Genomic DNA, 26,799 nt, shown 5'->3' with positions numbered 1-26,799 from the left:
TTACTGTTTGCGCAGGGCTTCAACCAGTAAAGCAAAGGCAGTGGTGTGCTGGCGGCGACCAGGGTAATAAAGATGATAGCCGTCAAATGTCGGGCACCACTCCTGCAATACCGGGATTAACCGTCCCTGAGCGATGGCCTCCTGGACGGTGTCTTCAGGCACGTAGGCCAGCCCCAGTCCGTTTTCAGCGGCGTCGATACGCTGCGGTAGGTTGTTGAGCGTCAGTTGCCCCTCAACCCGAACGCGTAACTCGCGTCCGTCACGTTCAAATTCCCAGGCATATAACCCCCCGCGCGTTGGCAGGCGCATATTAATACAGCGATGCTGTTCAAGCTGCTCGGGTGTTTCCGGTACACCAAAACGCTGGAGATAATCAGCTGAACCCACCACGAGCATCCGCATATCTGGTGCGATCCGCACCGCAATCATATCTTTCGCCACCTGTTCACCCAGACGAATCCCTGCATCAAAACGGCCATCCACGATATCGGTCAGGCCGTTATCCACCGTCACTTCTACATTGATGTCGGGATATTTCACCATAAAGGGTTTCAGTACCGGCCACAGCACGGCGCTCATCGCGTGTTCACCGGCGGTGATGCGAATATTTCCTGCCGGTCTGTCGCGCGTGTCGCGCAGCGCAGTCAGTTCCTGTTCGATTTCCAGCAGATGCGGGCTTAAGCGCATAAAAAGCTGTTCGCCAGCCTCGGTTGGGGCGACGCTACGCGTGGTGCGGGTGAGCAGGCGAACGTCCAGCCGGGTTTCCAGATTGCGCATGGCATGGCTCAGCGCAGATTGCGAAACTCCAAGCTGTGCCGCTGCCCGCGTAAAACTGCGCTCGCGAGCGACGACCATAAAAGAGAGGGGTCGGTTCCGGCTGAGGGCGAAATGACACCCTAAGCTTTCGGTTCCTTGGGCCAAAGATATTCGCCAGTCAGTAGAATGTGCGCCCAGCCCAATGGGGATATGTGGGGAAGAAATTCAGGGGGAACATCCAACCCTTCGTTCCGCCGCTCCGTGACGGCATGACCAAGATGGACGGTATTCCAGTAAATGATCACCGCAGTCAATAAATTGAGCCCAGCGATTCGGTAGTGCTGCCCCTCTGTCGTGCGATCGCGAATTTCCCCCTGCCTCCCGATACGGAGCGCATTTTTGAGCGCATGGTGGGCCTCTCCCTTGTTAAGACCGATCTGAGCACGCCGCTGCATGTCCGTATCCAGGATCCACTCAATAATGAAAAGGGTCCGTTCAATACGACCAACTTCACGAAGCGCAACTGCAAGGTTGTTTTGTCGTGGGTAAGAAGCGAGCTTGCGCAGGAGTTGGCTGGGCCTGATTTTGCCAGCGGTCATCGTCGCGGCACAACGGAAAATATCAGGCCAGTTCGCAACGATAAGATCCTCCCGGGCTTTTCCACCTACCAACTTGCGTAACTCCCTGGGGGTCGTATCGGGATTAAATACGTACAACCGCTTCGATGGCAGATCCCTGATTCGCAGAACGAGATTGTAGCCGAGCAGGCTACTGGCTCCGAACAAATGGTCGGTGAATCCTGCTGTATCGGCATACTGTTCGCGAACATGGCGACCGACCTCGTTCATCAGTAGTCCATCGAGAATATACGGTGCCTCGCTCACGGTCGCCGGGATCGACTGACAAGCGAATGGCGCGAACTGGTCGCTTACGTGAGTATACGCTTTGAGGCCGGGAACAGAACCATATTTGGCATTGACCATGTTCATGGCTTCGCCATGCCGCGCTGTCGGGAAAAACTGACCATCGCTCGATGCTGACGTGCCCATCCCCCAGACGCGTGACATCGGCAGTTTACCCTGCGCGGCCACCACAATTGCCAATGCCTGGTTCATGGCTTCGCTTTCAACATGCCAGCGGGCAAGGCGTGAGAGCTGCCAGTAATCATGCGTGTTTGTAGCTTCCGCCATCTTACGCAGGCCCAGATTGAGCCCTTCAGCGAGCAGGACGTTGAGCAGACCGATCCGGTCGCGACATGGAGCCCCGGTTCTCAGATGGGTAAACGCATCTGTGAAACCAAGGGCTGCATCAACTTCAAGCAGCATGTCGGTAATCCGAACGGACGGCATTCGGCGATACAGATCCAGTATGAGTGCCTCGGCACCATCCGGCACGTCTGCTGTCAACCTGTCGATCCGCAACGTTCCATCTTCTATGCTACCGTGCGGAATAGTGCCGTTACGGGCAGCCCGGGCCAGCCGCTTAAGAGCGATCGTGAGTCGCGCCTTTCTGTCTGCCAGCCAATCCTGTGGGTTGGAAGGCACGGCCAGTTTTGCATTTTCCTGCGCCGCGATCATCGGCACCAGTACCTGCTTGAGGTCACCATAGCGGCGCGAATGAGCGAGCCAGACATCTCCGGAACGAAAAGCATCCCGGAGGTGAAAGAGTACCGCCACTTCCCAAAGACGGGTATCTCCTTTTTCCTGAGCTCGTAAATGACGGTTCCATTTGGAGCTGGGCCGCAGGAAACGCCTTTCTGGCGATGCAACACCTTTCATCTCTCCGATCGACAAAGCTGCTGCTACCAATGGTCCGGCGACCGGCGCGGCTTCGAGCTTCAGACAGCGCAACATGCGGGGCGCATAACGACGAAAGCGATGGTATCCCTGCCCGACATATGCAAGAGGCTCATCGGCTAGCGTGTTGCTGAGTTGAGTCCCTGTCGCTACCAGTTGAGCGAGCCGGTCCCATGCAACCGAACTGGCGACAGCCATCTCCAGCGGGGTTCCGTCACTGCGGGCCTCAAGCAACGAAGCTCCCAGCGCGGTGAAGGTACGGATCGTATCCGTGAGTGTGGCTTTAGAGCCGGAAATTGTTTCGTCATGCTGGCGCTTCGCTTCCCGCCAGGTTTTTCCTACGATCCTGTCATGGGTTTCGACTATGGCATCAGCAATCGCCGCTTCCCACTCCACAACACAGACGGCAAGGATCGCCCAGCGGCGGTCCGAAGTGATGTCACGCAAACCGTCGGTGAAGTAGCGTTCACCCTGCCGACGCAGCCGGGCAATGCGATGGGCAGGTATGCTGGCCAAAGCACTATGATTGATATTCAGGGTACGCAGAAATTCGAGCCTGTCGAGCAAACGGTTAGCAGCAGCCGAGTTGTTACCAACCTCGAAGTTGCGAAGCCAGATGAAACGACTGATATTGCCGGCGAGCATTTCACTCAGAAGTTTGTCCAGGTGATCGCGAACATCCGCTGTTAAATTTTCCGCAATCCGCGTTTCAATCCGCCGCTCAGCGGCGACCAGAGCATCCGCGCACAAGCGCTCGATTGTCGATACTGCGGGCAGAATGGTGGAAGTTTCCCGACACCGCACAATAAAACGATGAGCAAGATCCTCGTTTGATCTGGCATCTTCGGCCTGGCCGAAAGTCCACTCCCGCAGATCACGGGCACCACGGCCCGTGAAGGTCTTGTAGCCGTAAATTTCGCGCAGCGTGTCCATGTGCTGCTGACGGGTTTGGCGCCGTGTGGCATAAGTGAGAAGCGCATCAGCCGGAACTCCAAGCTGAGCACCGACGAAGGAAAGGACTTCACGCGGGATCATCTCACCAGGAGCCAGTGCACGGCCCGGATATCGTAAGGCACAAAGTTGCAGGGCAAAGCCAATCCTGTTTTCCGGTCTGCGGCGCTGCCTAATGTTTTCCAGGTCATCATCGCCCAGCGTGTAGAACTTCAGTAGCGACAGTTCGTCCGTGGGCAGATCGAACAGCGCTGCTCGCTGCCGTTCGGTGAAAATATGGCGTCGTGACATACAAATTCGTCCCTTTTGAAGTATAGTCTGTTTTGGACAACAGCCAGCCCATATAAATCAGGGCGTTCCGATACAAAAATCCAGGAGGGTTCAATTGGGACATCGTGCCGCCATTTACTGCCGGGTTTCAACAGCGGATCAGTCTTGTGAACGCCAGGAATTTGATCTGCGAGCCTTCGCCGGCCGTGCCGGCTACGACGTGGTGGGAATATTTAAGGAAACAGGTTCAGGAACTAAACTCGACCGGGCCGAGCGAAAGAAAGTCCTGGCGCTTGCCCAGTCCAGACAAATTGATGCAATCCTGGTCACTGAGCTTTCCCGGTGGGGGCGCTCGACGCTCGATCTGCTCAATACGCTACGTGAACTGGAGAACTGGAAGGTTTCCGTGATAGCCATGAATGGAATGGCGTTCGATCTTTCGTCGCCGTATGGACGAATGCTGGCGACGTTTCTTTCCGGCATTGCGGAGTTTGAGCGGGATCTCATCAGCGAGCGGGTCAAGTCAGGCCTTGCTGTTGCGAAGGCACGTGGTAAGAGGCTTGGTCGTCAGGCCGGAGTGCGACCAAAATCAGACCGACTTTTGCCTAAGGTGGTTGCGATGAGGGCCGAGGGACGCAGCTATCGCTGGATCGCACGCGAGCTCGGTATCAGCAAGAATACCGTCGCTGACATCGTGCAACGACACAGAGCTAACGCTTAGGGTGTCATTTCGCCCTCAGCCGGAACCGACCCCAAAGAGATCAGATCGTTGAAATTGTCTTTTAACATCACGGCTTACCCAATTTATGAATTACATTCATGGTTCCTTTCTTATTATGCAGTCTAATGCTCACGGCACACTTGCGCTACTGTTAGCACAACAGCAAATGAGGAGAACATCATGAAAATTATCTGTAGTGGTTCATTACCTTCGATTCAGGGACCAGAAGCCTGGTTTACCGGTACTGTTCGTATTGACGCGCCTTTCCAGGCGACGGAGCCCGCTAAAGTGGGTGGCGCAACGGTAACCTTTGAACCGGGGGCACGCACTGCCTGGCATACCCATCCTCTTGGACAAACGCTGATTGTCACCCAGGGACGCGGCTGGTTACAGGAGTGGGGTAAAGAGGCAGAACCGCTGAATCAGGGTGATATTGCCTGGATCCCGCCTGGCGTGAAGCACTGGCACGGTGCGAGCGCACAAACGGCGATGACGCATATCGCCATCGCCGAAGCAGTAAACGGCAGCCCGGTTGAGTGGCTGGAAAAAGTTACCGACGAGCAGTATCAGGGCCGTTAACCGCCAAAGACCGCAATCGCCTGCTGCAGACGCGTGGTGCGCTGCGTCAGGTGATTTGCAGCGCGGGTGACGTGATCCACCATCCCCGTATTGTTATGCGTCATCACGCCGATGCGGGAGATGGACTCGTTGATAAGTGCGAGTGCCTGAGTCTGCTCCTGCGTGGCATGACCGATCTCCTTAATCAGGGAAGACATCTGCAGTACGTTACCAACCATCACTGTCAGTTGTGTTTCGGTTTGCTCAACCATTTCCACGCCAGAGTTAACGCTGGAGACATTTTTCTCAATAAGCAGCTTGATCTCTTTGGCTGCTGTCGCGGAGTGTTGCGCGAGGTTGCGCACTTCTGCTGCCACCACCGCAAAACCACGCCCGGCTTCACCAGCACGTGCTGCTTCAACGGCTGCGTTTAGCGCCAGAATATTGGTCTGAAAAGCGATACGGTCAATCACACCAATAATATCGACGATTTGGCTGTTATCATGTGAAATGGACTGCATCATGCCGATGGTCTGTTTCATCATGGCTTCACCGCTGTTGGCGCTGGCGCTGGTGCGATCCGCCATCTGGATCGCTTCTTTTGCCGTTTCTGCCGTCTGTTGAACGGCGCTGGCAATTTCTTCTACTGCTGCGGCCGTTTGCTGCAGGTCATCTGCGGTTTCTTCCGAGCGCGCCTGTAATGCCACGCCTTCTTTTGCTACCTGTTGGCTAATGGTACCAATACCGGAAATTTGCGCGCCAACATCGTCTACCAGTGAATTAAGGTTTAACCCTGACTGATTCACCAGACGCATCATCAGGCCAATTTCATCGACTCTGTCAAAATGGTAATAGTCGGTTTTGCGACCCGAAACGACGCGCTGCATTTGGTGCACAATGGTTTTCACCGGGCGAGATATTTGTACATGCAGATAAAGAGCCAGAGCAATAAAGAGTGCAACAAGTCCACTTACCTGCGTAATACTTTGGGGGAATGAAAATACCAGCAAGCAGGCGAGCAGGGTGGTAACCGTAATTCCGCTATTAATGCGTTTTGTGGTACTCATTCGTTTAAAAAGAGAGGTGAAGGCAAGTATTCCTCTGCGAACCACTAACCCTTTATAAAAGCGATGCTGTTTTAATTCGTTGTTGCGGACTTTTTCATAGAGCTTTTCACTGGTGGCGATCTCTTCGCGGGTAGGAATATTACGTACCGAAATATAGCCAGTTAACGATTCATTCTGATACACCGGGGTGACGTTGGCGCGAACCCAGTAGTGATCCCCGTTGTGACGACGGTTCTTGACCAGCCCCGTCCAGCTCTCTCCCTGCTGCAGGGTGAACCACATATCTCCAAATGCCTCGGCAGGCATATCGGGATGGCGAATGACATTATGGGGTTCACCCAGAAGATTTTCTTCTTTATATCCACTGGCTTCAATAAAGGCTGAATTTGCATAGGTAATATGGCTATGCGTATTGGTAGTCGACATTAACGTCGAACCTTCGTTAAGTAAATACTCGTTTTGTGTAACGGGAGTGTTACGCCGCATGAGTAACTCCATAATGATATATAAGTAAAAGAAATACCACCCAATAAAACGCAGGCTAGATTGAGAATTTATTCTGTTGTTTTGCTGTCGGCGTATTCTCCACGAAAATGAAGATATTCTAAATACCCTAAGTTAACTATTTTTTACATGTTTAAAGAGGATGTTGTAATAAATATGAAAATAACTGCAGGTTCATTTTTCTACCTCAATGCAAATGATTGACCTAAACCAAATTATGAGCGCGACGTATATCCTCCAGTAAAACTGAAAAATTGAAATAGCGTTAGATTAACAGGGTGGCAACGTATGGTGGCAAGTACGCCATGCGCTCACTAAAGGCTTATGCATAGCAGGGTTTTGTATATCTGATTTCTGGCAATCTAAATGTAAATTAATTGTTTCTCAGCGGTGAAATACACCTTTAATAATGTCGACATGTTAAGTCAAACGAGAACGCAACATGTCCTGGCGAATCAGCATTCTGGATAAAAGCCCCATAGCTGAACATGAAACGGCCGCCGATGCGCTGGCGCGAACCTTAACACTGGCACAACAGGCGGAAACACTGGGTTATCACCGCTTCTGGATTGCCGAGCACCACAATACCCCGCAGCTGGCGAGCCCCTCACCGGAGCTGCTGATTGCCTGGATACTGGGACAAACAAAACGTATTCGCGTGGGGTCGGGCGGCGTGATGCTGCAACATTACAGCCCGTACAAAGTTGCCGAAAACTTCAATGTATTAGCGGCGCTTGCGCCGGGTCGCGTGGATCTGGGTGTCGGGAAAGCCCCCGGTGGTTTGCCACTCTCTACCCGCGCGTTACAGCACGGTCTGAATCAACAGGCAAAGGGCAGCTTTGCCGAACAGCTGACGCAACTGGACAGCTGGATCCATCCGGAAAACACGTCAGGGGAAGAGGCCGTACGCGCCACCCCGTTACCGCCGGTACCGGCACAGGGTTTTTTGCTGGGGGCGAGCACGGAAAGCGCGCAGCTGGCGGCATCACTTGACTGGCACTTTGTCTTTGCCGCACACCTGAATGGCGATCCCGAGCTTCTGCGTGACGTTGTAACGTTCTGGCGCAAAAACAGCACCCGAGAGGTGATTGTGGCCGTGCAGGTGATTGTTGCGCCGACACAGACCGAGGCAGACGCGCTGGCGCAAAAAGTTGAAGTGTGGGGCGTGGAGCTGGCAAACGGCCAGCGCGTCACCGTGGCCAGCGAAGAGCAGGCCTACGCCTTTGCACGCCAGGCGGGAAGTGAGCCGGTGCGGATTGCCCGTCGGGCGCAGTCTCTGCTGGCGGGTACCGCTGAGTCGGTACTGGAGCAGTTAGATGCATTACACCAGAAATGGGGCATTGCCGAATTTATGATCGACACGCCGGTTGCCGATGGCTCAACGCGCGTCCAGTCCCTGCGTCTGCTGGCGCAGGCTCGTCCCGACAAGGAGGTCACGGCATGAGTTTTGGTGAACAACTGATTGCCTGGCGTCGTGAGCTGCACCAGAACCCTGAACTGTCTGGTCAGGAGGTCGAAACGACGGCCCGCCTGCGCCAGTGGCTGACGAATGCCGGTATTACCCCGTTACCTTACGAACTGCCTACTGGGCTGGTTGCGGAAATCGGCACGGGTAAAAAGCTGATTGCACTGCGGGCCGATATTGACGCGTTACCCGTGGAAGAGCGCAGCGGAGTTGCGTTTAGCTCACAACGTGCAGGGGTGATGCATGCCTGCGGGCACGATATCCACACCAGCGTGATCCTCGGCGCGGCATTAAAACTGAAAGAGCGTGAAGCGTCGCTCAACGGTCGCGTGCGGATCCTGTTTCAACCCGCCGAAGAGAACTTTGGCGGTGCGAAGAGCATGGTTCGGGCGGGAGCCTTGCGTGATGTCCGCGCCATCTTCGGCATGCACAACGAGCCGGGTCTGCCGGTAGGTGAGTTCGCCACCCGTGGAGGACCGTTCTACGCCAGTGTCGATCGGTTTGTTATCCGCATTACCGGTAAAGGTGCGCATGCCGCTCGCCCACATGAAGGAAACGATGCCATCGTGCTGGCGAGTCAGCTGGTCACGGCGCTGCAAAGTGTCGCCAGCCGTAACGTCAATACGCTGGATTCTGTGGTGCTGAGCGTTACGCGTATCGCCGGTGGAAACACCTGGAATGTGTTGCCGGAAAGCGTCGAGCTGGAAGGCACCCTGCGCACACATCGCACCGAAGTCCAGCAGAATGTCAAAGCGCGTGTGGGTGAAATTGCCTCCGGGTTTGCCCGCGCGTTTAGCGCGCAGATTGATATCACCTGGTATGCCGGGCCAGATGCGCTGGTGAACGACGAACGCTGGGCTGAATTCGCCACATCTGTTGCCAGAGACGCAGGATACGAAACCCGGCACGCCGAACTGCATATGGGCGGGGAAGATTTCGCGGTCTATTTGCAGCAGATACCAGGGGCATTTGTCAGTATTGGCAGCGCCAGCCCGTTTGGTCTGCATCACCCGGCATTTAACCCGGACGAAGCACTCATTGAACCCGCCGCTCGCTATTTTGCCCAGCTTGCGGAAAAAGCACTTCATCAAATTTAATTTATCAGAGGTGAATATGTCTGCAACGCGTCAATTGCGGCTGGGAACCATTTTACATGGTGCCTCCGGAAATATGTCTGCCTGGCGTCATCCTGCGGCGATCGCAGATGCCAGTATTAACTTTGATTTCGTCAAAGCGACGGCGTTAAAAGCGGAGGAGGGGAAGCTCGATTTTTTATTTGTCGCTGACGGCCTTTATATTAACGAGAAATCGATCCCGCATTTTTTAAATCGTTTTGAGCCGTTAACGATGTTATCTGCACTGGCGGGTATGACTTCACGCCTGGGGCTGGTAGGAACGTTATCCACCTCCTACAGTGAGCCTTTTACCGTGGCGCGTCAGTTTGCCAGCCTGGATCACCTGAGCAATGGCCGCGCAGGCTGGAACGTGGTGACCTCGCCGCTGGAAGGCTCGGCGAAGAATTTTTCCCGCGAAAAACACCCTGAGCACGCCCTGCGTTACCGTATTGCCGACGAATATCTGGAGGTGGTGAAAGGGCTGTGGGACTCCTGGGAGGAAGACGCTTTTGTGCGCGACAAAGAGAGCGGACAGTTCTTTGATCCGGCAAAACTGCATACCCTCGATCATCACGGTGATTTCTTCCAGGTGGCCGGGCCGCTTAATATTGGCCGCACGCCGCAGGGTCGCCCCATTGTATTTCAGGCCGGGGCATCAGATGACGGTAAAAAACTGGCGGCGAAACACGCCGACGCCATATTTACTCATCACGACACGTTAGACGAAGCGAAAGTGTTTTATCGCGATGTGAAACAGTTGCTGGAAATAAATGGCCGCAGGGCGTCCGATTTACATATATTCCAGGGCGTCAGCGTAATTGTTGGAGAAAATGCTGAGGACGTGGAGAAGCAATATCAAACGACGGCGGCACTGGTGTCAGTTAACGATGCCCTGAATTACCTCGGACGTTATTTCGAACATCATGATTTTAGCCAGTATCCGCTCGACGAGCCGTTCCCGGATATTGGCGAGCTGGGGAAAAACAGCTTCCGCAGTACCACCGATGAAATTAAGCGTAATGCCCGTGAACGCCACTTAACCCTGCGTCAGGTGGCACGGGAGGCGGCGTCTCCGCGACCACGTTTTTCCGGCACGCCAGAACAGGTGGCAGACGGCCTTCAGGCCTGGTTTGAGGGATATGCGGCAGACGGCTTCATCATTCAGGGCGGTACGCCGGACACCTTCCCGCGCTTTGTGGAACAGGTGGTGCCTGTCTTGCAGGCTCGTGGCCTGTTCCGTACTGAATACCCGGGCACCACGCTGCGCGACAGTCTGGGTTTAGACGAACCTAAAAATCATTTCACACAACAATAAAAGAGAACACCGCTATGCAAAAAACATCGCTTATTCTGGCGCTCGCGCTGGCCTTTACCCCTGCCGTCTGGGCAGAGAATGTGAACATTAACGGTACTGGCGTGAGCATTGAGGCCAATAAAAATCCCGTCAATACCGCTAAAAATGGCGACGCGATCGCACAGTTACCGAAAGACTATCGTTTTGCCGTACCGGGTAAATTTACCGTTGCGGTGGCAGGTCTGAATCAACCGCCGCTGACGGTTTTCTCCGATGACAACAAAACGCTGCTCGGGAGTGAAGTCGACATCGCCCGTCTGGTGGCTGACAGTCTGGGGCTGGAGCTGAACGTGGTGCCCACCTCCTGGGAGGACTGGCCGCTGGGCGTGGCGTCCGGGAAATACGATGCCGCCATCAGCAATATCACCGTCACCAGAGAGCGCAAAGAGAAGTTTGATTTTGCGACGTACCGGAAGGATTCACTCGGCTTTTACGTGAAATCAACCAGCCCGATCACCTCGCTTCAGAAGGCGGAAGATATCGCCGGACTGCGCATTATCGTGGGTTCCGGCACAAATCAGGAGGCCATTTTGCTGGCATGGAATGCTGAAAACCTCAAAAAAGGTCTCAAACCCTTTACCCCTGTGTACACCAAAGACGATGCGGCGCAAACCCTGGCTATCCAGTCAGGACGTGCAGATGCGTACTTTGGCCCGAACGTGATTGGTGCGTGGAAAGCGGCATTGACCGGTAAAACTAAGCTGGTCGGCAGCGTCGACGGCGGCTGGCCGAAGGCGGCACATATTGCAGTGACGCTGAAAAAAGGCAGCGGCCTGGTTGAACCGGTACAAACCGCGCTTAACGGGGTGATCAAAAACGGCGATTACGACAAAGTGCTGAACCGCTGGGGGGAAGGGGTAGAGCGTATTCCCGGTTCAGAAGTGAACCCGGCCGGGCTGGGTGATTAAGGAGAGGATATGAGCGAGCAATTTCGTGACGTTTCGCCGGAAGATGCCGATCTTCAACCCATCATCGATGGGTTGTTCGGTGAGTACGCTGCCCGGTACGGGGACTACTTCTCTAAAGACGCCGAAGTGGAGCTGACGGAGTGGTACTTAGCGCCACAGGGGCTGTTTATTGTGCTGGAGCGTGACGGAGAGACCATCGCTACCGGCGCGTACAAACCCTTTGACGAACATACGGCCGAAATCAAACGCATCTGGACGCATAAGGCGTTACGTCAACAGGGTCTTGCGGCCCGCGTGGTACAGGAGCTGGAGCGTCGGGCTGTGCTGGCAGGTTACAGCCAGATTTACCTCACCACCGGTTTTCGTCAGCCGGAGGCGGTCAGGCTCTATATCAGCCAGGGGTATCAGCCGCAGTTTGATCTGAATCGCGATCCGGAAGAGTACAGCCAGCCGCCGTTTGATGGCCGGCTGCGTTTCACCAAAACGCTGGTACGCGAAGCGTTCAGTAAAACTGCATGAGGAACGACGATGAGCAACGTTGAAACCATTAAGGTTGTCCCGGCACGATATCCGCTGCGTGCCGTCGGTGCAGTCGCGGCGCTGTTTGTGCTGGCGATCGTGATACAGTCCGTGGCCTTTAATCCTCGCTGGGAGTGGGCGGTATTCGCCCGCTGGTTCTTTGACCCGGCGATCCTGGATGGTGTCGGGCAGACGCTGCTGTTGACGCTGATTGGTACTGCGCTGAGTGTGATAATCGGCGGCATGCTGGCGCTGGCAAGATTGTCCTCTTCCTGGTTGTTAAGCAGCCTGGCCTGGGGTTACATCTGGCTGTTTCGTTCTCTGCCGTTGATTGTGGTTCTGATCATCCTCTACAACTTCTCATACCTCTACGACACACTCTCCCTCGGGGTGCCGTTTACCCGCATCACCTGGGGCAGTTTTGAAACCATCAACGTGCTGGGGCAGTTTTCCACCGCCGTGGTGGGGTTAACGCTGGTGCAGAGCGCCTATACCGCTGAAATTATTCGCGGGGGCTTTCTTGGTGTCGATCACGGTCAGTATGAAGCCGCCGCCGCGCTTGGGCTGCCCGCCTGGCGTCGTACCGTGCGCATTATCCTGCCTCAGGCGTTGCGCACCATTCTGCCGTCCGGATTCAACGAAATCATCAGCCTCGCCAAAGGGACGGCGATGGTGTACGTCCTGGCGATGCCGGAACTGTTCTACACCATCCAGATGATCTACAACCGCACGCAGGAGGTCATTCCACTGCTGATGGTGGGCGCTGTCTGGTATCTGGTGATTACCACCGTATTGTCTGTTATTCAGCACGTTGTCGAACGCGGGCTCGCCCGCAGCGAACGCCGCTCTGCCGTTAATCAGAACCGGGTGACCCACCGCGTCCGTTCTGTCACCACCACACCAGTACAGGAGCCTGTCCATGCAAGCCTCTCCTGAAGGACATATTTCAATCACCGGCGTCAGTAAGTTCTTTGGCCGCCATAAAGCGCTCGATAACGTCACGCTTGAGATCCCGCCGGGTTCCGTTACGGTAATTCTTGGGCCGTCAGGCTCCGGTAAATCGACACTGCTGCGCACCATTAACCATCTGGAACGTGTCGACGAAGGGTTTATCCAGATTGACGGGGATTACATTGGTTATCGCCGTCAGGGTGACAAACTCTACGAGCTGAAAGAGAAAGAGATCCTCAAACAGCGCATCAATGTGGGATACGTGTTCCAGAACTTTAATCTCTTTCCGCATCTGACGGTGCTGGAAAACCTGATTGAAGCGCCTGTTGCGCATAAAAAACTCAGCAAAAAAGAGGCAGTGGAAAGGGCATACAGCCTGCTGGATATGGTGGGGTTGCGCGATAAAGCAGATGCGTGGTCGCGTCACCTCTCCGGCGGTCAGCAGCAGCGTATCGCGATTGCTCGCGCACTGGCGCTGCACCCCCGCGTGATTTTGTTTGATGAACCGACTTCGGCACTCGATCCGGAACGGGTGGGTGAAGTGCTGGACGTGATTAAAAAACTCGCCCGTTCGGGCACCACACTGGTGGTCGTCACCCATGAGATCGGTTTTGCCCGGGAAGTGGCGGATCAGGTGGTATTTATGGTTGACGGTAAAATTGTTGAGCAGGGCAGCAGTGACGACGTGTTGAACCGTCCGTCACACGCGCGAACGCGCCAGTTCCTGTCAAAAGTGCTGTAGGTGAACCCGTGACTGACTGATGCTGCTCTACACTTAGGGTTTTGAACCCTGAGGGGGCAACATGATTAAACTCTATGGCGTACCCGGCTGGGGCTCGGCAATCAGTGAAGTGATGCTGACCCTGGCAGACATTCCTTACCGCTATATCAACGTGAACGGGTTTGACACGCCCGGTCCGCAGCGCGACTTGCTGGAAAAGCTTAACCCACTGTGCCAGGTGCCGACGCTGGAGCTGGAAAACGGCACGATCATGAGCGAAACGGCAGCGATTGCCCTGATGGTGCTCGATCGATGTCCCGATCTTGCTCCGTCTGTCGGTCAGCCTGAACGCCAGCAGTTTCAGCGTTTGCTGATTTGGCTGGTCGCTAACGTTTATCCTACGTTCACCTATGCCGATTACCCTGATCGCTGGGTTCCGGATGCCCCTGATCAGCTCAGGCAGAATTGCCTCGAATATCGTAAATTTCTCTACCTGTGGCTGGATAACCATCTTCAGGCGGCACCGTTTACGTTTGGTGAGCAGTTGACCCTGATTGATGTCTATATTGCGGTGATGCGCACCTGGGGGCCACGGCACGAGTGGTTTGCGGAAAATACACCGAAGATAACGGCCATTGCGGATGTGGTCTGTTCGCTCCCTGAACTGCACAAGGTGTTAAAGGCGAACGAGATTATCTGATAACGTGGACCCCTGACTCACAACCGGAAGCCTGCTCATGCCACACGTAGATATCAAATGTTTTCCCCGCGATCTCAATGACGAACAAAAAACCGCACTGGCGGCGGATATTGCTGAGGTGATTATTCGCCATTTCAACAGTAAAGACAGTTCCGTGTCAGTTGCGCTGAACCAGGTGCAGCCTGAGGACTGGAAAGAGCAGGTCTGGGACACGGAAATTGGCCCGAAGCTGGATGAGTTGATTAAAAAGCCTGGGTATTCGATGTGATGCTTGCCAGTTAAGCGACACAAAGGCACTTTGTTATTTCAGTGACATCGTTCCGTTCACTCAGTTATTCCTGCTACCTGCATAATCCGCCGCGTGAACGTGTTAAGGGGACTATCGCGCCCCCTTAACAATCCCGTCTCCCGACAAAGAAAATCGCCGCTTCGCGGTACCCTCAGCTTATTCCTTCCGGCTTTTCGGGGACGGGCGGAGGTAACCTATATGGACACTCCCGGAATGCAATGCTTTCTTCAGTTCAGTAATAAAACGGGTAGGTGCAGCCATATATCTGGTTTCTTTAAGAAACTGAGTATCAGGGAAACAGCGGATGCAACAGGATACAGCCCTTCTCAGATATGCCGCATCCAGGCGCTGTACCGGCAATCAGAAGCGAGTAATTTTGGTTAAGTTGTGATTGTTGTATGATGCCAGCGAGTATAACCGCTTATATATTGTGGAATTAATGATGGCAAGAGCACTGGCCTGCCTTGGCGACAAAACGAGTTACGGTGAGATTATTTCTGCCACCGCGTCCTGGTTCGAAGGAAGTAAAGCAATAGCCCGGACTGGCGACAAGGCATCATGCAGCAAATGCAACGGGTATTTTGAAATCCTTGCCTCTGCACAGGACTGGGCAGAAGAAGGCAAAGCATATGCTGCCACGGGTGACAGAGTGCTGTGCCGTTGCCCCGATCACTATGTTTACGGTTCAGCCACACAGTCTACCAGCACAGGTACTGGCTCTCTGACCTTCCGCAATACCCGTCAGTCGTCTGTCCCGGTGCAGCAGACCCTGGATGCCAGCGCCCGGAACTGTATTCGCTTTCAGTGCGCCGGTGACGATGGCCAGCTAATGGCTGGCTGTCGTTACACCCTGATGTTTCCGGACGGACGTTCTGAAGCTGGCGTTACCGATGAGTACGGGGTTACGGGGTGGCATTATGCCGAATCCGCTGAAAATATTAACCTGCATATATTAATGGATTAACTTATGGCTGTTTACCACCTCAGTACACGTATTAACTCTAATGTTCCTGCTGATTATCTCCGGTATGACCTGTGTATTTACCGCATGGACTCCGAAAGGAATAAATCCCCCCTGATTGATGTGAAGCAACAGCCGTTTCAGGGAAATTATGAAACACAGAGTCATATGACCGGAAATATAAACGAGCCACTCTCGGCCATTTATATTATGGAAGTGAAGCTTTACCGAAAAACCATGTTGTATACACATTGTGTGACGCCCGTTCCATTCACTAAAATGTATACACTGGAGGAATTTGCGTCAGGCAAAGCCTGGTCTCCGGTGAAGCGGGAGAACCCCTGTTATTTTGAGTCAAAAGGGACAATGAAACCTGAGAGTCAGGGGGGAGAAACAAAGCACATTAAAATCACTGTCCCGGAACGACCATTTATTGAGAAAGAATACCCCATTGGTAATTCCAGAGACCCTTTTGATAAAAAATTAATAGAACGTCAAATTGATGAAAGATTTAACGGGTTTGATTTCCCTAATCAAATAGCTGCAAGTGTATGTGGCCCTGCTGCATTTTTTTACTGCCTGCAAAAGGATCGCCCTGATGCGTATGCGCAAGCTGCCCGTGAACTTTGCCGATACGGAAAAACTAAAATAGGCGATTTAATCATCTCACCAGGTGAAGGCTGTCGGCACCCGACAGGTGCATTTTACTATGATGACGGCAGGCCGAAGATAGCTGGTACTGACTGGATGACCCTGGCTGGACTCAGGGATTCAGAGAATACCGTGCTGAGCTTTGATGCTCTTGATTCTCCAGTTGCGGGGATCACAATGTGGCAAATACTGACGGAATGGTTTGAAAAAGCCGGTTATGAAATGGTCTTTAGTAATGTAGGAATCACTCAGGCGGGAGCCCAGGGGATAAGAGATTTAAATAAGTATATTGAGCAAGGTTATAAAGTTGTCACATTAATAAACGATGGACTTCTTGGAAATAGTACAAACAAAACAACGTTACCTACACACTGGGTTGTCTGGAATGGTTCAGTCACACAAGATTCCAACGGATATATTGGTTTGGAATTATTTTCTTGGGGAAAAATAAGAAACTGGATAAAACCCAAAAGAGATTTTCAATTTTTTATCAACAGATTTTTTGGAGGAATGGTTTTTAAACCATTAAAATAAAAATGAGAGAGGTATTTTTTGTTTTATCTTTGTTTTTACTATCTTCCTGTTCGTTACAGGCAGAATTTACTCCAGAAGGAGAAATTCTTAGTGATGCAACTGTTGGGGTCCCCTATTATAATCAAATAAATATATTTGGAGGAATAGTTCTTTCTTATAATCTTTATGGTAAGCAAGTCATTGCAGGAGATATTCATCCAGATAATTTAGGTCTCCATCTACAGTATTGTGATGATGATGAATTCAATAATTGCATTCAGATTAGGGGAACACCAACAAAAGCAGGTGTAGCTAAAGTGCGAGTACATGGCGGCTTAGGTGGCGGAATGCTTTCAAAATCAGGAGAATTCGACAAAACCTATACTATTACGATCAAAGATTCAGAAGGATCTTCTTAAGATCTTTTAAGTTGTGCGCCGTATTGAGCTTCTCCTGAAGATACGAGAAACGGTAAAAATTCAGCCTTAACGAATGGAAGGGACTTCCCCTGATTATGCGCCTGATTAACTCTTGTGCAATCATGGGGTACACATCGTCCCGGAGGAATTCGTTATGACTATCACGACTGTCGGTATCGATCTTGCTAAAAATGTGTTTGCTGTTCACGGTGTTGATCAAAATGGTAGAACTGTTCTGGTTAAGCCTAAAGTATCGCGTGCTGCACTTCCTGAGTTAATTGCAAGTTTTCCTCCCTGTGTTATCGGGATGGAAGCATGCTCCGGGGCTCACTACTGGGCAAGATTGTTTCGGCAGTATGGTCATGAGCCACGTCTGATGGCTGCTAAGTTTGTATCGCCTTATCGTATGGCCGGAAAATCAGGAAAAAATGATGCAGCTGATGCTCAGGCTATCTGTGAAGCTGTTCGTCGTCCGCATATGCGGTTCGTACCAGTGAAAGACGAAAGCCAGCAGGCCATGCAGTGTTTACATCGTACCCGTCAGGGTTTTATCGAAGAGAAAACAGCAACGTATAATCGTCTGCGAGGATTGATATCTGAATTCGGTGTCATCGCGCCACAAAGTGCTGATGCCCTGCGCCACATGGTTTCTGTGCAGAAGAGCTCTTTACCGCTTCAGGTTCAGCAATGTGTTGATGATTTGATGGAACACGTTGATCGCATTGAAGCTAACATCACTGAATATGACCGAATTTTGTCCCACATAGCCAAAACAGATCATCGCAGTCAGCGGCTGATGGAGCTAAAGGGCGTTGGTCCCACAACGGCCTGTGCACTGGTCGCCAGTATCGGTAATGCACATGATTTTAAAAATGGACGTCAACTGGCAGCCTGGCTGGGGCTGACGCCATCACAATACAGCAGCGGGGGAAAGTCGAAACTCGGCAGGATCACAAAAGCCGGTGATTCGTATCTGCGAACGCTTCTGGTTCAGGGGGCTCGTTCAGTGCTTATTGGCGCCGGGAAAAGGACTGACTCATTCAGCCGTTGGGTTTGTATGTTGGTTGAGCGCAGAGGGTACTGGCGGGCTGTTGTGGCCATCGCCGCCAAAAATGCGCGGCTGTGTTGGGCATCACTACATTACGGTGATGATTTCCGGCTGTACTCAGTCAACTAAAGCTCGAAGCTGTATAACCATCTGACCTGCAATTCGTTGATGATAAAGGGTTAGACCCCGTGAGGCCTATCTGGCTATTGTACAGGATATACGTATCCGCTTAACGAACAAGAACCTCACGCGCGTCTTTCATCAGGGCCCGAATCGATGACGATTCATCATGGCCGTTTATAGTACCGCAGTCTCTCCCCTTTATTTTTACTGAAGAGCAGACAGAAACCATAAATACCGGCTTTGACATGCCGGGGAAGTCCTTATAGTACAATATTTTTCGTTTCCCAAACGGAGCCCTTCTTCATCACGGGTGTTGAGTCCCGCGGGGATTGATAAGGGGGCCACGGCGGCCCCCTTATCCCGTTCACAGGTCGTGAGCGTATTATTGATAGTAAGGTGAACGGAACTCTCCACCAGGCTTAACTGACTGGCATTAGGGTATTCGATGTGATTTTGGGCCGGGTGACGTGACGCTTCACCCGGCCTGAGACGTTACAGTGATGACCTGCGATACGGCGCATAATCCGCCTGCCAGTACGTCTTCTCGATACGCGCCATGAGTTCCTCGTCATCTATCGCTGGCGCAATGCCTTGCTCAATGGCAGCACGGGCAACGGCAAACGCAATATTACGTGACACGGTTTCAATCTGATCGACCGGTGGCAGCAATCCGCCTTTTTCGGTGGTGACCAGTGGCGATTGTGCTGCCAGACTGCGGCTTGCCACCATCAACATCTCCTCGGTAACCCGGCGGGCATTGCTGGCCAGTACCCCCAGACCTAGCCCCGGGAAGACATAGGCATTGTTACACTGGGCAATGTCATACTGTGCGTTCTGCCAGAACACCGGGGCGAACGGGCTTCCTGTTGCCACAAGCGCGGCACCCTGCGTCCATTCGATCAGATCCTGCGGCTGTGCTTCTGCGCGTGATGTCGGGTTCGAGAGCGGCATAATAACCGGACGCGGGCAGTGGCGGTGCATCTCTTTGACAATCTCTTCGCTGAACAGACCTGGCTGCCCCGAAACGCCAATCATCACCGTCGGATGCGCATTTTTTACCACTTCCATCAGCGAAATATTGTTCGATTCCACCTGCCAGTCGCGAATGTCTTCACGCGCGGTCAGCAGCTTTTTCTGGAAGTCGAGCAGGTTGGTCATATCGTCGGTCAATAAGCCAAAGCGATCGACCATAAAGACCCGGCGGCGGGCTTCGGACTCCGTCAGCCCGTCATCAACCATCAGCGCCACGATTTTTTCTGCGATACCGCATCCGGCTGAACCGCTGCCCAGGAAGACCACGCGCTGATCGCGAATGCGGGTTCCGGCAGCGTGGGCGGCTGCAATCAGCGTACCGGCGGTGACGGCCGCTGTTCCCTGGATGTCGTCGTTGAAACAGCAGAGCTGGTCGCGGTAACGCTGGAGCAGTTTGGTCGCGTTTTTCTGCGCGAAATCTTCAAACTGCAACAGCACATCAGGCCAGCGGTTTTTGACGGTATTGATAAACATATCCATAAACTCAGCGTACTGATCGTCGCTGATACGTGGATGACGCCAGCCCATATACATTGGGTCGTCCAGATGCTGCTGATTATTGGTACCCACATCCAGCATAATTGGCAGGGTGGAAGCCGGATGAATACCGCCGCACGCGGTATACAATGACAATTTGCCAATGGGAATGCCCATCCCGCCGATACCCTGATCGCCAAGCCCCAGAATACGCTCACCGTCTGTCACAACGATCACGCGAATATCATTGCGCGAGAAGCTTTGCAGCATCTCATCAATACGATGACGGTTAGGCCATGAAATAAACAGGCCACGCGCGCGGCGATAAATAGTGGAGAAATGTTCGCAGGCTTCGCCGACCGTTGGGGTATAGATAATGGGTAATGTCTCTTTCAGATGCGAACGCAACAGGTTGTAAAATAAGGTCTCGTTAGTATCCTGAATGTTGCGCAGGTACACGTGACGAGAAATATCACTTTTAAAATGGCAGAATTGTACCCAGGCACGTTCAGTTTGTTCTTCAATGGTTTCTACATTGTGTGGTAATAAGCCATGCAGGTTAAAGTTATCACGCTCTTCTTTAATGAATGCGAGCCCTTTATTTAATAACGGATTTTCCAGTAAAACAGCGCCATTATACGGCGTGTAGAGCACTTCTTTACGAGACATGGTTGACTCCTGAAATATTTTTTAAAATAAGGCAGATTAAGAAATTAAATAAATCATGATGCCTTCGGTCACGACGCCGACGGCAGTACCAATTAAAATGGAAGAGGATGCAGTATCAATATACGTATCGCTGCGCAAGGCAAACATCCCTGCGGCGATAGCAGAAGGGGTCGCGCCAATAATGACGACCTGTTGCAGTAATGTATGGCTAAGACCAAATGCCAGCCCTGCAGCTGCCATCATGGCAGGTTGAATAAGGTTTTTAATCCCGATATTGGTAAACGTCTGCACATTCAATGTTGGACGTTCGCCGTAGAACAACAGGCCGAGAGCAAACAGTGAAAGACCGCCGGAAACTTTACCTACCATCTCAATCGGCATACTAAGAATATGGGGTATCTGTAAACCCGCCAGGCTTAATAACACCCCCGTTACCGGGATCCAGACGATTGGGTTGCGTACCGCTTTAATCAGGTTTTGCATCACCATAGCGCCCGGATGTAGCGCATTAAGGCTGTCGTCACCGTTCTTATCACCCATACGAATCAAGACGATAGTCAACGGGATCATGATGACACTGGTAATAATGTTGCCGATAAGCACGCCGATAAATCCTTCCGGGCCAATCAATACCGCAAGAACGGGGGCACCAAAGTAGGCCATATCCGGGAAGGCACAAACCAGTGACTGAATGGCGCTGGTTTTGATATCGTGACGAAAGACAAAGCGTGAAATAAATAACGTCAGTAAATACGAACCCATTAAGCCGACAACCAGAACAGCCATAAATGTCATGTTCTTAATTTTACCTGGGTCCGTATTTAATGCGCCGATAAAAAGATGGAATGGCAGGGCGAAACGGATGACTACCGTCGCCAGGACGTTTGCATCTTCGCGACGAGTATATCCGAGTTTCCCGCTTAGCCATCCGAGTAACATAATAAAGACGAGCGGAAACAGTGACTGTAGCAGTAATGAGGGCATAATATTTCCTGTAGGGTATTTTATGGGTTTTGTTGACGCACAATCTAGCGGTTAGGAAACAGGGCAGGAGTGATAACGGTCACACTCTCCCTGGTTTTATTAATTTCAAAAAGATTGTTTTAGTTGGATAACTAATGAGCGCGTCATAAATTGATAAATGACAAGAAAATGCGTTGAGACAGGCGCAATCTCACTTTTAATTACTTTAGTTACTTAATGATGAATTAAGTTATTTAAAATAAAACCCCCATAGTGTTCACATTTCCCTTAACACCATCATGCTATTTTCACCCTGAGCCTGTTTTTATAAATGGCCTTTTTATTACGTATTTCATATTTAAGAATATTTTATCATCAGGAATACTCTGTGTTTATTCCTGTTTATCTGTATATCCGAACTCACTAATCAGGTGATTATATGAAAGATAATCCTGTACAAACCTCTCCTGCACCATCCTCGCGTTTTGCCTTCGGGCTGAGCAATACCGACGTGGGTACTGTCCCGCTGTTGCTGTTTGTGGGCATTGCGACCATTGTGGCGACTTCCGCCTGGGCAGGGCTACTGCCAAAAAACATGATTGGCGGACTTGCGGTGATCATGACCCTCGGTTTTGCGTTTGCCAAAATTGGCCGTCAGATCCCTGTCCTGAAAGATATCGGTGGCCCGGCAATACTGTGCCTGATGCTACCCTCCGTGCTGGTTTACTTCGGCGTATTTGAGAAACACACGCTGGATACCGTTCATCTGCTGATGAAAGAGGCGAATTTGCTCTATTTCGTCATCGCCTGTCTGGTGGTGGGGAGTATTCTGGGGATGAACCGTATCCTGCTGATCCAGGGGATGATCCGTATGTTCGTGCCGCTGGTGGTGGGAACGCTGATGGCGGTGTTGAGTGGGCTTATTGTCGGTTCGTTGTTTGGCTACACCCCATATCACACGTTCTTCTTCATCATCGTACCGATTATTGGCGGTGGAATTGGTGAGGGGATCTTGCCGTTGTCGCTGGCCTATTCGGCAATACTGGGGCAAACCCCTGATGTGTATGTCGCGCAGCTGGCACCGGCTGCCGTGGTGGGAAATATCTTCGCCATCATCTGTGCAGGCACGCTGGCGCGTCTGGGGATGAAACGTCCTTCTCTGTCCGGGAATGGTATGTTAACCCGCAGTAAAGACGACCATAGTTTGTTTACCAGCACGCAGAGCGTACAACCGACCGATTTCCACCTGATGGGCGGTGGGCTGCTGATGGTGTGTGCGTTTTTCATTGTCGGTGGGCTGTTTGAAAAACTGGTGCATATTCCAGGCCCGGTACTGATGATCCTGATTGCCGTACTGTGTAAGTATTTCAAATTGATCCCGGACTCAATGGAGCAGGGGGCGCACAGCTGCTATAAATTCGTCTCGGCAGCGCTGGTCTGGCCGCTGATGATTGGTCTGGGCATGTTGTATGTTCCGCTGGAGAGCGTGGTGTCGGTCTTCTCCGTCGGCTACGTTGTGGTGTGTGGTTCGATCGTTATTGCGATGGCGTTAAGCGGCTACTTTATTGCGTCGCGTCTGAATATGTACCCTGTTGAAGCGGCTATTGTTACCTGCTGTCACAGCGGCCTGGGTGGCACCGGGGATGTGGCAATTCTGTCTGCATCCAACCGGATGTCGTTAATGCCTTTTGCGCAGATCGCCACCCGTATTGGCGGTGCGTCGACGGTGATTTTCGCGACGCTGTTGATGGGCTGGATGATGTAACGTAGCCGGAAGAGTGAACCGTAACGGCACCTTCCGGTTGCCGTTACGGTTCAGGCCTTTATAAAAATTGTGTCTCTGGATAGAATCACCATATCCACAGCGACGGGATACAAAATATGACCGGAAGAGTCGATTATCACATCGAAAAATATCTCCTGACTGAAGCGGCAGAGCCGGAGCGGCTCACGCGCCAGTGGGCAGAAGTGATGGAAGAATGTCGTGAACAAAAGTCCGGCGCAGCAGACAGGTTGCGTCACGCGCTGCTTAATGTGGATTATGTGACCAGTTTTGAGCTTCCCTTCAGACTCCTCCTCACCCGTACGCCACAGTTAATTGATGATATCAGGGATGAATTTCAGCTCAGCCAGAAAAATGTTCTGTTCAATGGAAAGCGATTCGGCTGCGTCTATAGCCTTAAAATGAATCTGGACGGGATACCCGACGAATTTAGCTATCATCTTAAGACCCGTATCCAGCGAAGTGATACCACCGGCGGTAATGAGGTTCCTTACCGACAAATTGCACAGCAGGTTAAACCTTCCCGGGAACGGCTCAGACTGGCGCTGGAAAACGGGCTGGCTGTGACGGCACTCGATGGGCTTTTCTGGTTCGGTATTCAGCGCATTGCCGCTGATGTGCAAAGGTTAAGGAAAACCGGGATGAGGATAGTGACATCAGAGACTGAGGTGTTCGATACGCTCACGAATACAACCCGACGCATCCCGGTTTATCGGCTGGATGATGTAATGTCAGCGTCATAAACCAGGAATAATGTCCGGTTCACTCCGGGTTACTTCGCCTGAAGCAGTATGTCCATCAGCCCCGGAAAACGGGCGTCCAGATCTTCACGTCTGAGTGAAATCATATTCTCTCTTCCCTGTGGGCGTTGCCAGATCACGCCACTGTCGCGCAGAACGCGCCAGTGGTGCGTCATGGTGGATTTCACCACCTCCTCTGGCCGCAGGGCATTGCAGCTGAGTTCGCTGCCATCGGCAAGGCGACGGATAATCGATAAACGTAGCGGGTTGCCGAGGGCAAACAGCACATTTTCCAGCAATATTTGTTCAGGTTCCGGGTGGTTTGGGATCATAGTTTTCCTGCGTATGACGTCAGATTGAGCTATATCAACAATAGGTCAACCGTTAAAAAATAGTTCGATAATACTCGTACAATAGGACTATTATAGCAAACGAACAAACACACGACCATCCCGGTCGTCACATACATGTCTTAATGACTAAGGAAATATCATGCCCCGACCCATCCCCCTCGAACGTTATCGCAACATCGGTATCTCCGCGCATATCGATGCCGGTAAAACGACCACCACCGAGCGCATTCTGTTCTACACCGGAATGAGCCACAAACTGGGTGAAGTTCACGATGGCGCGGCAACAACCGACTGGATGGCGCAGGAGCAGGAGCGAGGGATAACCATTACCTCGGCAGCCGTAAGTTGCTTCTGGCCGGGTATGGATAGAGGGTTTGAACCGCACCGGATTAACATCATCGACACCCCGGGGCACGTGGATTTCACCATCGAGGTGGAACGTTCCATGCGTGTGCTCGACGGTGCCGTCATGGTGTATGACTCCGTTGGCGGCGTTCAGCCACAGTCGGAAACCGTCTGGCGTCAGGCGAACAAATACCACGTCCCGCGTCTGGCGTTCGTCAATAAAATGGATCGTCCGGGGGCCGACTTCTTCCGCGTCGTGCGGATGATGCAGGAACGCCTGAAAGCCAATCCGGTACCGATTGTGATCCCGGTGGGTGCAGAAGATCACTTCTCTGGCGTGGTGGATCTTATCAAGATGCGTACCATTCTGTGGGACGACGCGACCCAGGGCATGGTGTTTAGCTATGCGCCCGTACCAGACGACCTGCTGGAGACTGCGCGGGTGTGGCGGGAAAAAATGGTTTCTGCAGCGGCGGAGGCCAGTGATGCGCTGATGGATAAATACCTGGAGACGGGCGATCTTGATGAAGCTGAAATCATCAACGGTCTGCGTATTCGTACCATCTCCGGGGAGATCCAACCAATGCTGTGCGGCAGTGCCTTTAAAAACAAAGGGGTACAGCGCATGCTGGATGCGGTTGTCGAACTGATGCCATCGCCACTGGATATTCCAGCCATCGATGGTGTGGATGAAAAAGGGCAGCACGCTGAGCGTCACCCAAGCGATCAGGAGCCATTCTCGGCGCTGGCGTTCAAACTGATGAGCGACCCGTACGTTGGGCAACTGACCTTTATCCGCGTTTACTCCGGCGTGCTGAGAAAAGGCGATGCGGTGTACAACCCGGTGAAAGGCAAGAAAGAGCGTATTGGCCGTATCGTGCAGATGCATGCTAACGACCGTCATGAAGTGGACGAACTGCGAACGGGGGATATCGCGGCCTGCGTTGGGCTGAAAGATGTCACCACGGGAGATACCCTGACTGACCCGAATGCGGTGATTACGCTCGAACGCATGGAGTTCCCGGACCCGGTGATCTCGCTGGCCATCGAGCCAAAAACAAAGGCTGACCAGGAGAAAATGGGGATCGCGTTGCAACGACTGGCCGCGGAAGATCCCTCGTTCCGTCTGCACACTGACGAAGAGTCCGGCCAGACGATTATCTCCGGGATGGGGGAATTACATCTGGAGATTATTGTTGACCGCATGAAGCGCGAGTTTGGCGTCGAGGCGAATATTGGGCGTCCACAGGTAACCTACCGTGAAACCCTGCGCAAAGCGGTGAAGGATATCGAAGGCAAATTTGTCCGTCAGTCCGGCGGTAAAGGGCAGTACGGTCATGTGGTGCTGAGCCTGGAGCCGTTAGAGCCTGGCAGTGGCTTTAAGTTTGAAGATGCCACCAAAGGCGGCGTGGTACCGCGTGAGTACATTCCGTCCGTCGAAAAAGGACTGCGTGAAGCCATGAACACTGGCGTACTGGCGGGTTATCCGGTTGTCGATGTCAAAGCGACCCTGACGTTTGGTTCATATCATGATGTCGACTCCTCGGAGATGGCGTTCCGCATGGCGGCCATTCTCGGGTTTAAAGACGGAGCTCGTAAAGCAGACCCGGCGATCCTTGAGCCGGTAATGCATGTTGAGGTGGAAACGCCGGAAGAGTATGCCGGGAACATTATGGGCGATCTCTCTTCCCGTCGCGGGATGGTGCAGGGCATGGAAGAGCAGTATGGTAGCCAGATTATCCGGGCTGACGTGCCGCTGGCAGAAATGTTTGGTTATGCCACTACGCTGCGTTCGATGTCGCAGGGGCGCGCAACCTACACGATGGAGTTCCATCATTTCGCAGAAGCACCGCGTAATGTGGCGGATGAAATTATTGCGGGACGCGCAAAAGGTTAATACGTGAAGTGAAACAGGGCACTGTTATTCGCGACAGTGCCCATTCTTTGGGCTATAACTCTGTGATCCCTGTAGTTTTTATAAAGGGTAATGAATTAACGGATCTGATACGGCAACGGGCTGAACGTATGCATATATTAACGCGACAGTTTGCCCAACATCAGTGCCCGGACGTTAAGT

The 26,799-nt window shown here is 52.4% G+C and carries 24 protein-coding genes and 1 pseudogene; 19 read left to right on the top strand and 6 right to left on the bottom strand.

The annotated features are described in order from the left end of the window. Positions 1-855, bottom strand: coding sequence for a LysR family transcriptional regulator (locus HV318_RS03165; RefSeq protein ID WP_182271518.1), 855 nt, complete (start codon positions 853-855; stop codon positions 1-3). A 41-nt stretch (positions 856-896) separates the two neighbouring features. Next, positions 897-3,794, bottom strand: a complete 2,898-nt coding sequence (locus tag HV318_RS03160; protein ID WP_001553819.1) for a Tn3-like element Tn5403 family transposase — start codon at positions 3,792-3,794, stop codon at positions 897-899. Positions 3,795-3,888: 94 nt separating this feature from the next. Between HV318_RS03160 and HV318_RS03155 the strand changes: the two genes are divergently transcribed. Together HV318_RS03155 and HV318_RS03150 are read left to right on the top strand one after the other, a co-directional pair. Continuing rightward, a complete protein-coding gene (locus HV318_RS03155; RefSeq protein WP_000509966.1) occupies positions 3,889-4,494 on the top strand; it encodes a recombinase family protein in 606 nt (201 codons plus the stop codon). Between the two features lie 180 nt (positions 4,495-4,674). Then, positions 4,675-5,073, top strand: a complete 399-nt coding sequence (locus tag HV318_RS03150) for a (R)-mandelonitrile lyase (protein WP_182271517.1) — start codon at positions 4,675-4,677, stop codon at positions 5,071-5,073. Here HV318_RS03150 and HV318_RS03145 read toward each other — a convergent pair. After that, positions 5,070-6,605: a methyl-accepting chemotaxis protein gene (locus HV318_RS03145; protein WP_182271516.1), complete on the bottom strand. Its 1,536-nt coding sequence runs from the start codon at positions 6,603-6,605 to the stop codon at positions 5,070-5,072. The genes HV318_RS03150 and HV318_RS03145 overlap by 4 nt on opposite strands. A 460-nt stretch (positions 6,606-7,065) precedes the next feature. Here HV318_RS03145 and HV318_RS03140 point away from each other — a divergent pair, with 460 nt between their 5' ends. From HV318_RS03140 to HV318_RS03080, 14 genes and pseudogenes are all read left to right on the top strand, one after another. After that, the gene (locus tag HV318_RS03140; protein WP_182271515.1) at positions 7,066-8,067 is read left to right on the top strand and encodes an MsnO8 family LLM class oxidoreductase; all 1,002 of its coding nucleotides are present in this window, start codon (positions 7,066-7,068) and stop codon (positions 8,065-8,067) included. Beyond that, the gene (locus HV318_RS03135) at positions 8,064-9,185 is read left to right on the top strand and encodes a M20 peptidase aminoacylase family protein (protein ID WP_182271514.1); all 1,122 of its coding nucleotides are present in this window, start codon (positions 8,064-8,066) and stop codon (positions 9,183-9,185) included. Before HV318_RS03140 ends, HV318_RS03135 begins: the two co-directional genes overlap by 4 nt. A 16-nt stretch (positions 9,186-9,201) precedes the next feature. After that, positions 9,202-10,518, top strand: coding sequence for an LLM class flavin-dependent oxidoreductase (locus HV318_RS24455; protein ID WP_182271513.1), 1,317 nt, complete (start codon positions 9,202-9,204; stop codon positions 10,516-10,518). A gap of 14 nt (positions 10,519-10,532) precedes the next feature. Beyond that, positions 10,533-11,465: an ABC transporter substrate-binding protein gene (locus tag HV318_RS24450; RefSeq protein WP_182271512.1), complete on the top strand. Its 933-nt coding sequence runs from the start codon at positions 10,533-10,535 to the stop codon at positions 11,463-11,465. A gap of 9 nt (positions 11,466-11,474) precedes the next feature. Next, positions 11,475-11,984 (top strand): GNAT family N-acetyltransferase, encoded by a 510-nt coding sequence (locus tag HV318_RS03120; RefSeq protein ID WP_182271511.1) that lies wholly within the window; start codon positions 11,475-11,477, stop codon positions 11,982-11,984. 9 nt (positions 11,985-11,993) lie between these two features. Continuing rightward, positions 11,994-12,920: an amino acid ABC transporter permease gene (locus HV318_RS03115; protein ID WP_182271510.1), complete on the top strand. Its 927-nt coding sequence runs from the start codon at positions 11,994-11,996 to the stop codon at positions 12,918-12,920. Next, positions 12,904-13,677 carry an amino acid ABC transporter ATP-binding protein gene (locus HV318_RS03110; protein ID WP_182271509.1) on the top strand — a complete coding sequence of 258 codons (774 nt, stop codon included), beginning with the start codon at positions 12,904-12,906 and terminating at the stop codon, positions 13,675-13,677. Before HV318_RS03115 ends, HV318_RS03110 begins: the two co-directional genes overlap by 17 nt. 61 nt (positions 13,678-13,738) lie before the next feature. Next, the gene (locus HV318_RS03105) at positions 13,739-14,356 is read left to right on the top strand and encodes a glutathione S-transferase family protein (protein ID WP_182271508.1); all 618 of its coding nucleotides are present in this window, start codon (positions 13,739-13,741) and stop codon (positions 14,354-14,356) included. Positions 14,357-14,393: 37 nt separating this feature from the next. After that, positions 14,394-14,624: a tautomerase PptA gene (gene pptA / locus HV318_RS03100; protein ID WP_182271507.1), complete on the top strand. Its 231-nt coding sequence runs from the start codon at positions 14,394-14,396 to the stop codon at positions 14,622-14,624. A 297-nt stretch (positions 14,625-14,921) separates the two neighbouring features. Beyond that, positions 14,922-15,029: pseudogene (locus HV318_RS24150) on the top strand (recombinase family protein); the annotation flags it as partial. A 55-nt stretch (positions 15,030-15,084) separates the two neighbouring features. Then, positions 15,085-15,609, top strand: coding sequence for a PAAR domain-containing protein (locus HV318_RS03095; RefSeq protein WP_249421787.1), 525 nt, complete (start codon positions 15,085-15,087; stop codon positions 15,607-15,609). A gap of 3 nt (positions 15,610-15,612) precedes the next feature. After that, on the top strand, positions 15,613-16,791 hold the full coding sequence (locus tag HV318_RS03090) for a hypothetical protein (protein ID WP_182271506.1): 1,179 nt from the start codon (positions 15,613-15,615) through the stop codon (positions 16,789-16,791). A 2-nt stretch (positions 16,792-16,793) separates the two neighbouring features. Next, positions 16,794-17,189 (top strand): hypothetical protein, encoded by a 396-nt coding sequence (locus tag HV318_RS03085; RefSeq protein WP_182271505.1) that lies wholly within the window; start codon positions 16,794-16,796, stop codon positions 17,187-17,189. Positions 17,190-17,343: 154 nt separating this feature from the next. Beyond that, positions 17,344-18,366 (top strand): IS110 family RNA-guided transposase, encoded by a 1,023-nt coding sequence (locus tag HV318_RS03080; RefSeq protein WP_103856886.1) that lies wholly within the window; start codon positions 17,344-17,346, stop codon positions 18,364-18,366. A 486-nt stretch (positions 18,367-18,852) separates the two neighbouring features. Here the strand turns inward: HV318_RS03080 and HV318_RS03075 are convergent, their stop codons facing one another. Further along, positions 18,853-20,538, bottom strand: a complete 1,686-nt coding sequence (locus HV318_RS03075; RefSeq protein ID WP_182271504.1) for an NAD-dependent malic enzyme — start codon at positions 20,536-20,538, stop codon at positions 18,853-18,855. 36 nt (positions 20,539-20,574) lie between these two features. Next, entirely contained in the window at positions 20,575-21,522 is a 948-nt protein-coding gene (locus tag HV318_RS03070) for an AEC family transporter (protein ID WP_182271503.1), read from the bottom strand. Positions 21,523-21,940: 418 nt separating this feature from the next. Between HV318_RS03070 and HV318_RS03065 the strand changes: the two genes are divergently transcribed. Beyond that, a complete protein-coding gene (locus HV318_RS03065) occupies positions 21,941-23,266 on the top strand; it encodes a 2-hydroxycarboxylate transporter family protein (RefSeq protein WP_182271502.1) in 1,326 nt (441 codons plus the stop codon). Between the two features lie 116 nt (positions 23,267-23,382). Next, positions 23,383-24,027, top strand: a complete 645-nt coding sequence (locus HV318_RS03060) for an ECs1377 family protein (protein WP_182271501.1) — start codon at positions 23,383-23,385, stop codon at positions 24,025-24,027. A 29-nt stretch (positions 24,028-24,056) separates the two neighbouring features. On the opposite strand, the gene HV318_RS03055 is transcribed toward HV318_RS03060, so the two are convergent. Beyond that, a complete protein-coding gene (locus tag HV318_RS03055; protein WP_182271500.1) occupies positions 24,057-24,356 on the bottom strand; it encodes an ArsR/SmtB family transcription factor in 300 nt (99 codons plus the stop codon). A 160-nt stretch (positions 24,357-24,516) separates the two neighbouring features. On the opposite strand from HV318_RS03055, the gene fusA reads away from it, so the two are divergent. Further along, entirely contained in the window at positions 24,517-26,619 is a 2,103-nt protein-coding gene (gene fusA, locus HV318_RS03050; RefSeq protein WP_182271499.1) for an elongation factor G, read from the top strand. Positions 26,620-26,799 lie beyond the last annotated feature (180 nt).

It is taken from the genome of Enterobacter sp. RHBSTW-00901, from assembly GCF_014103115.1.
Taxonomy (GTDB): Bacteria; Pseudomonadota; Gammaproteobacteria; order Enterobacterales; family Enterobacteriaceae; genus Enterobacter; species Enterobacter cloacae_P.
The sequence above is the reverse complement of the archived record's forward strand: the minus strand, read 5'-3'. Positions and strand labels throughout refer to the sequence as shown.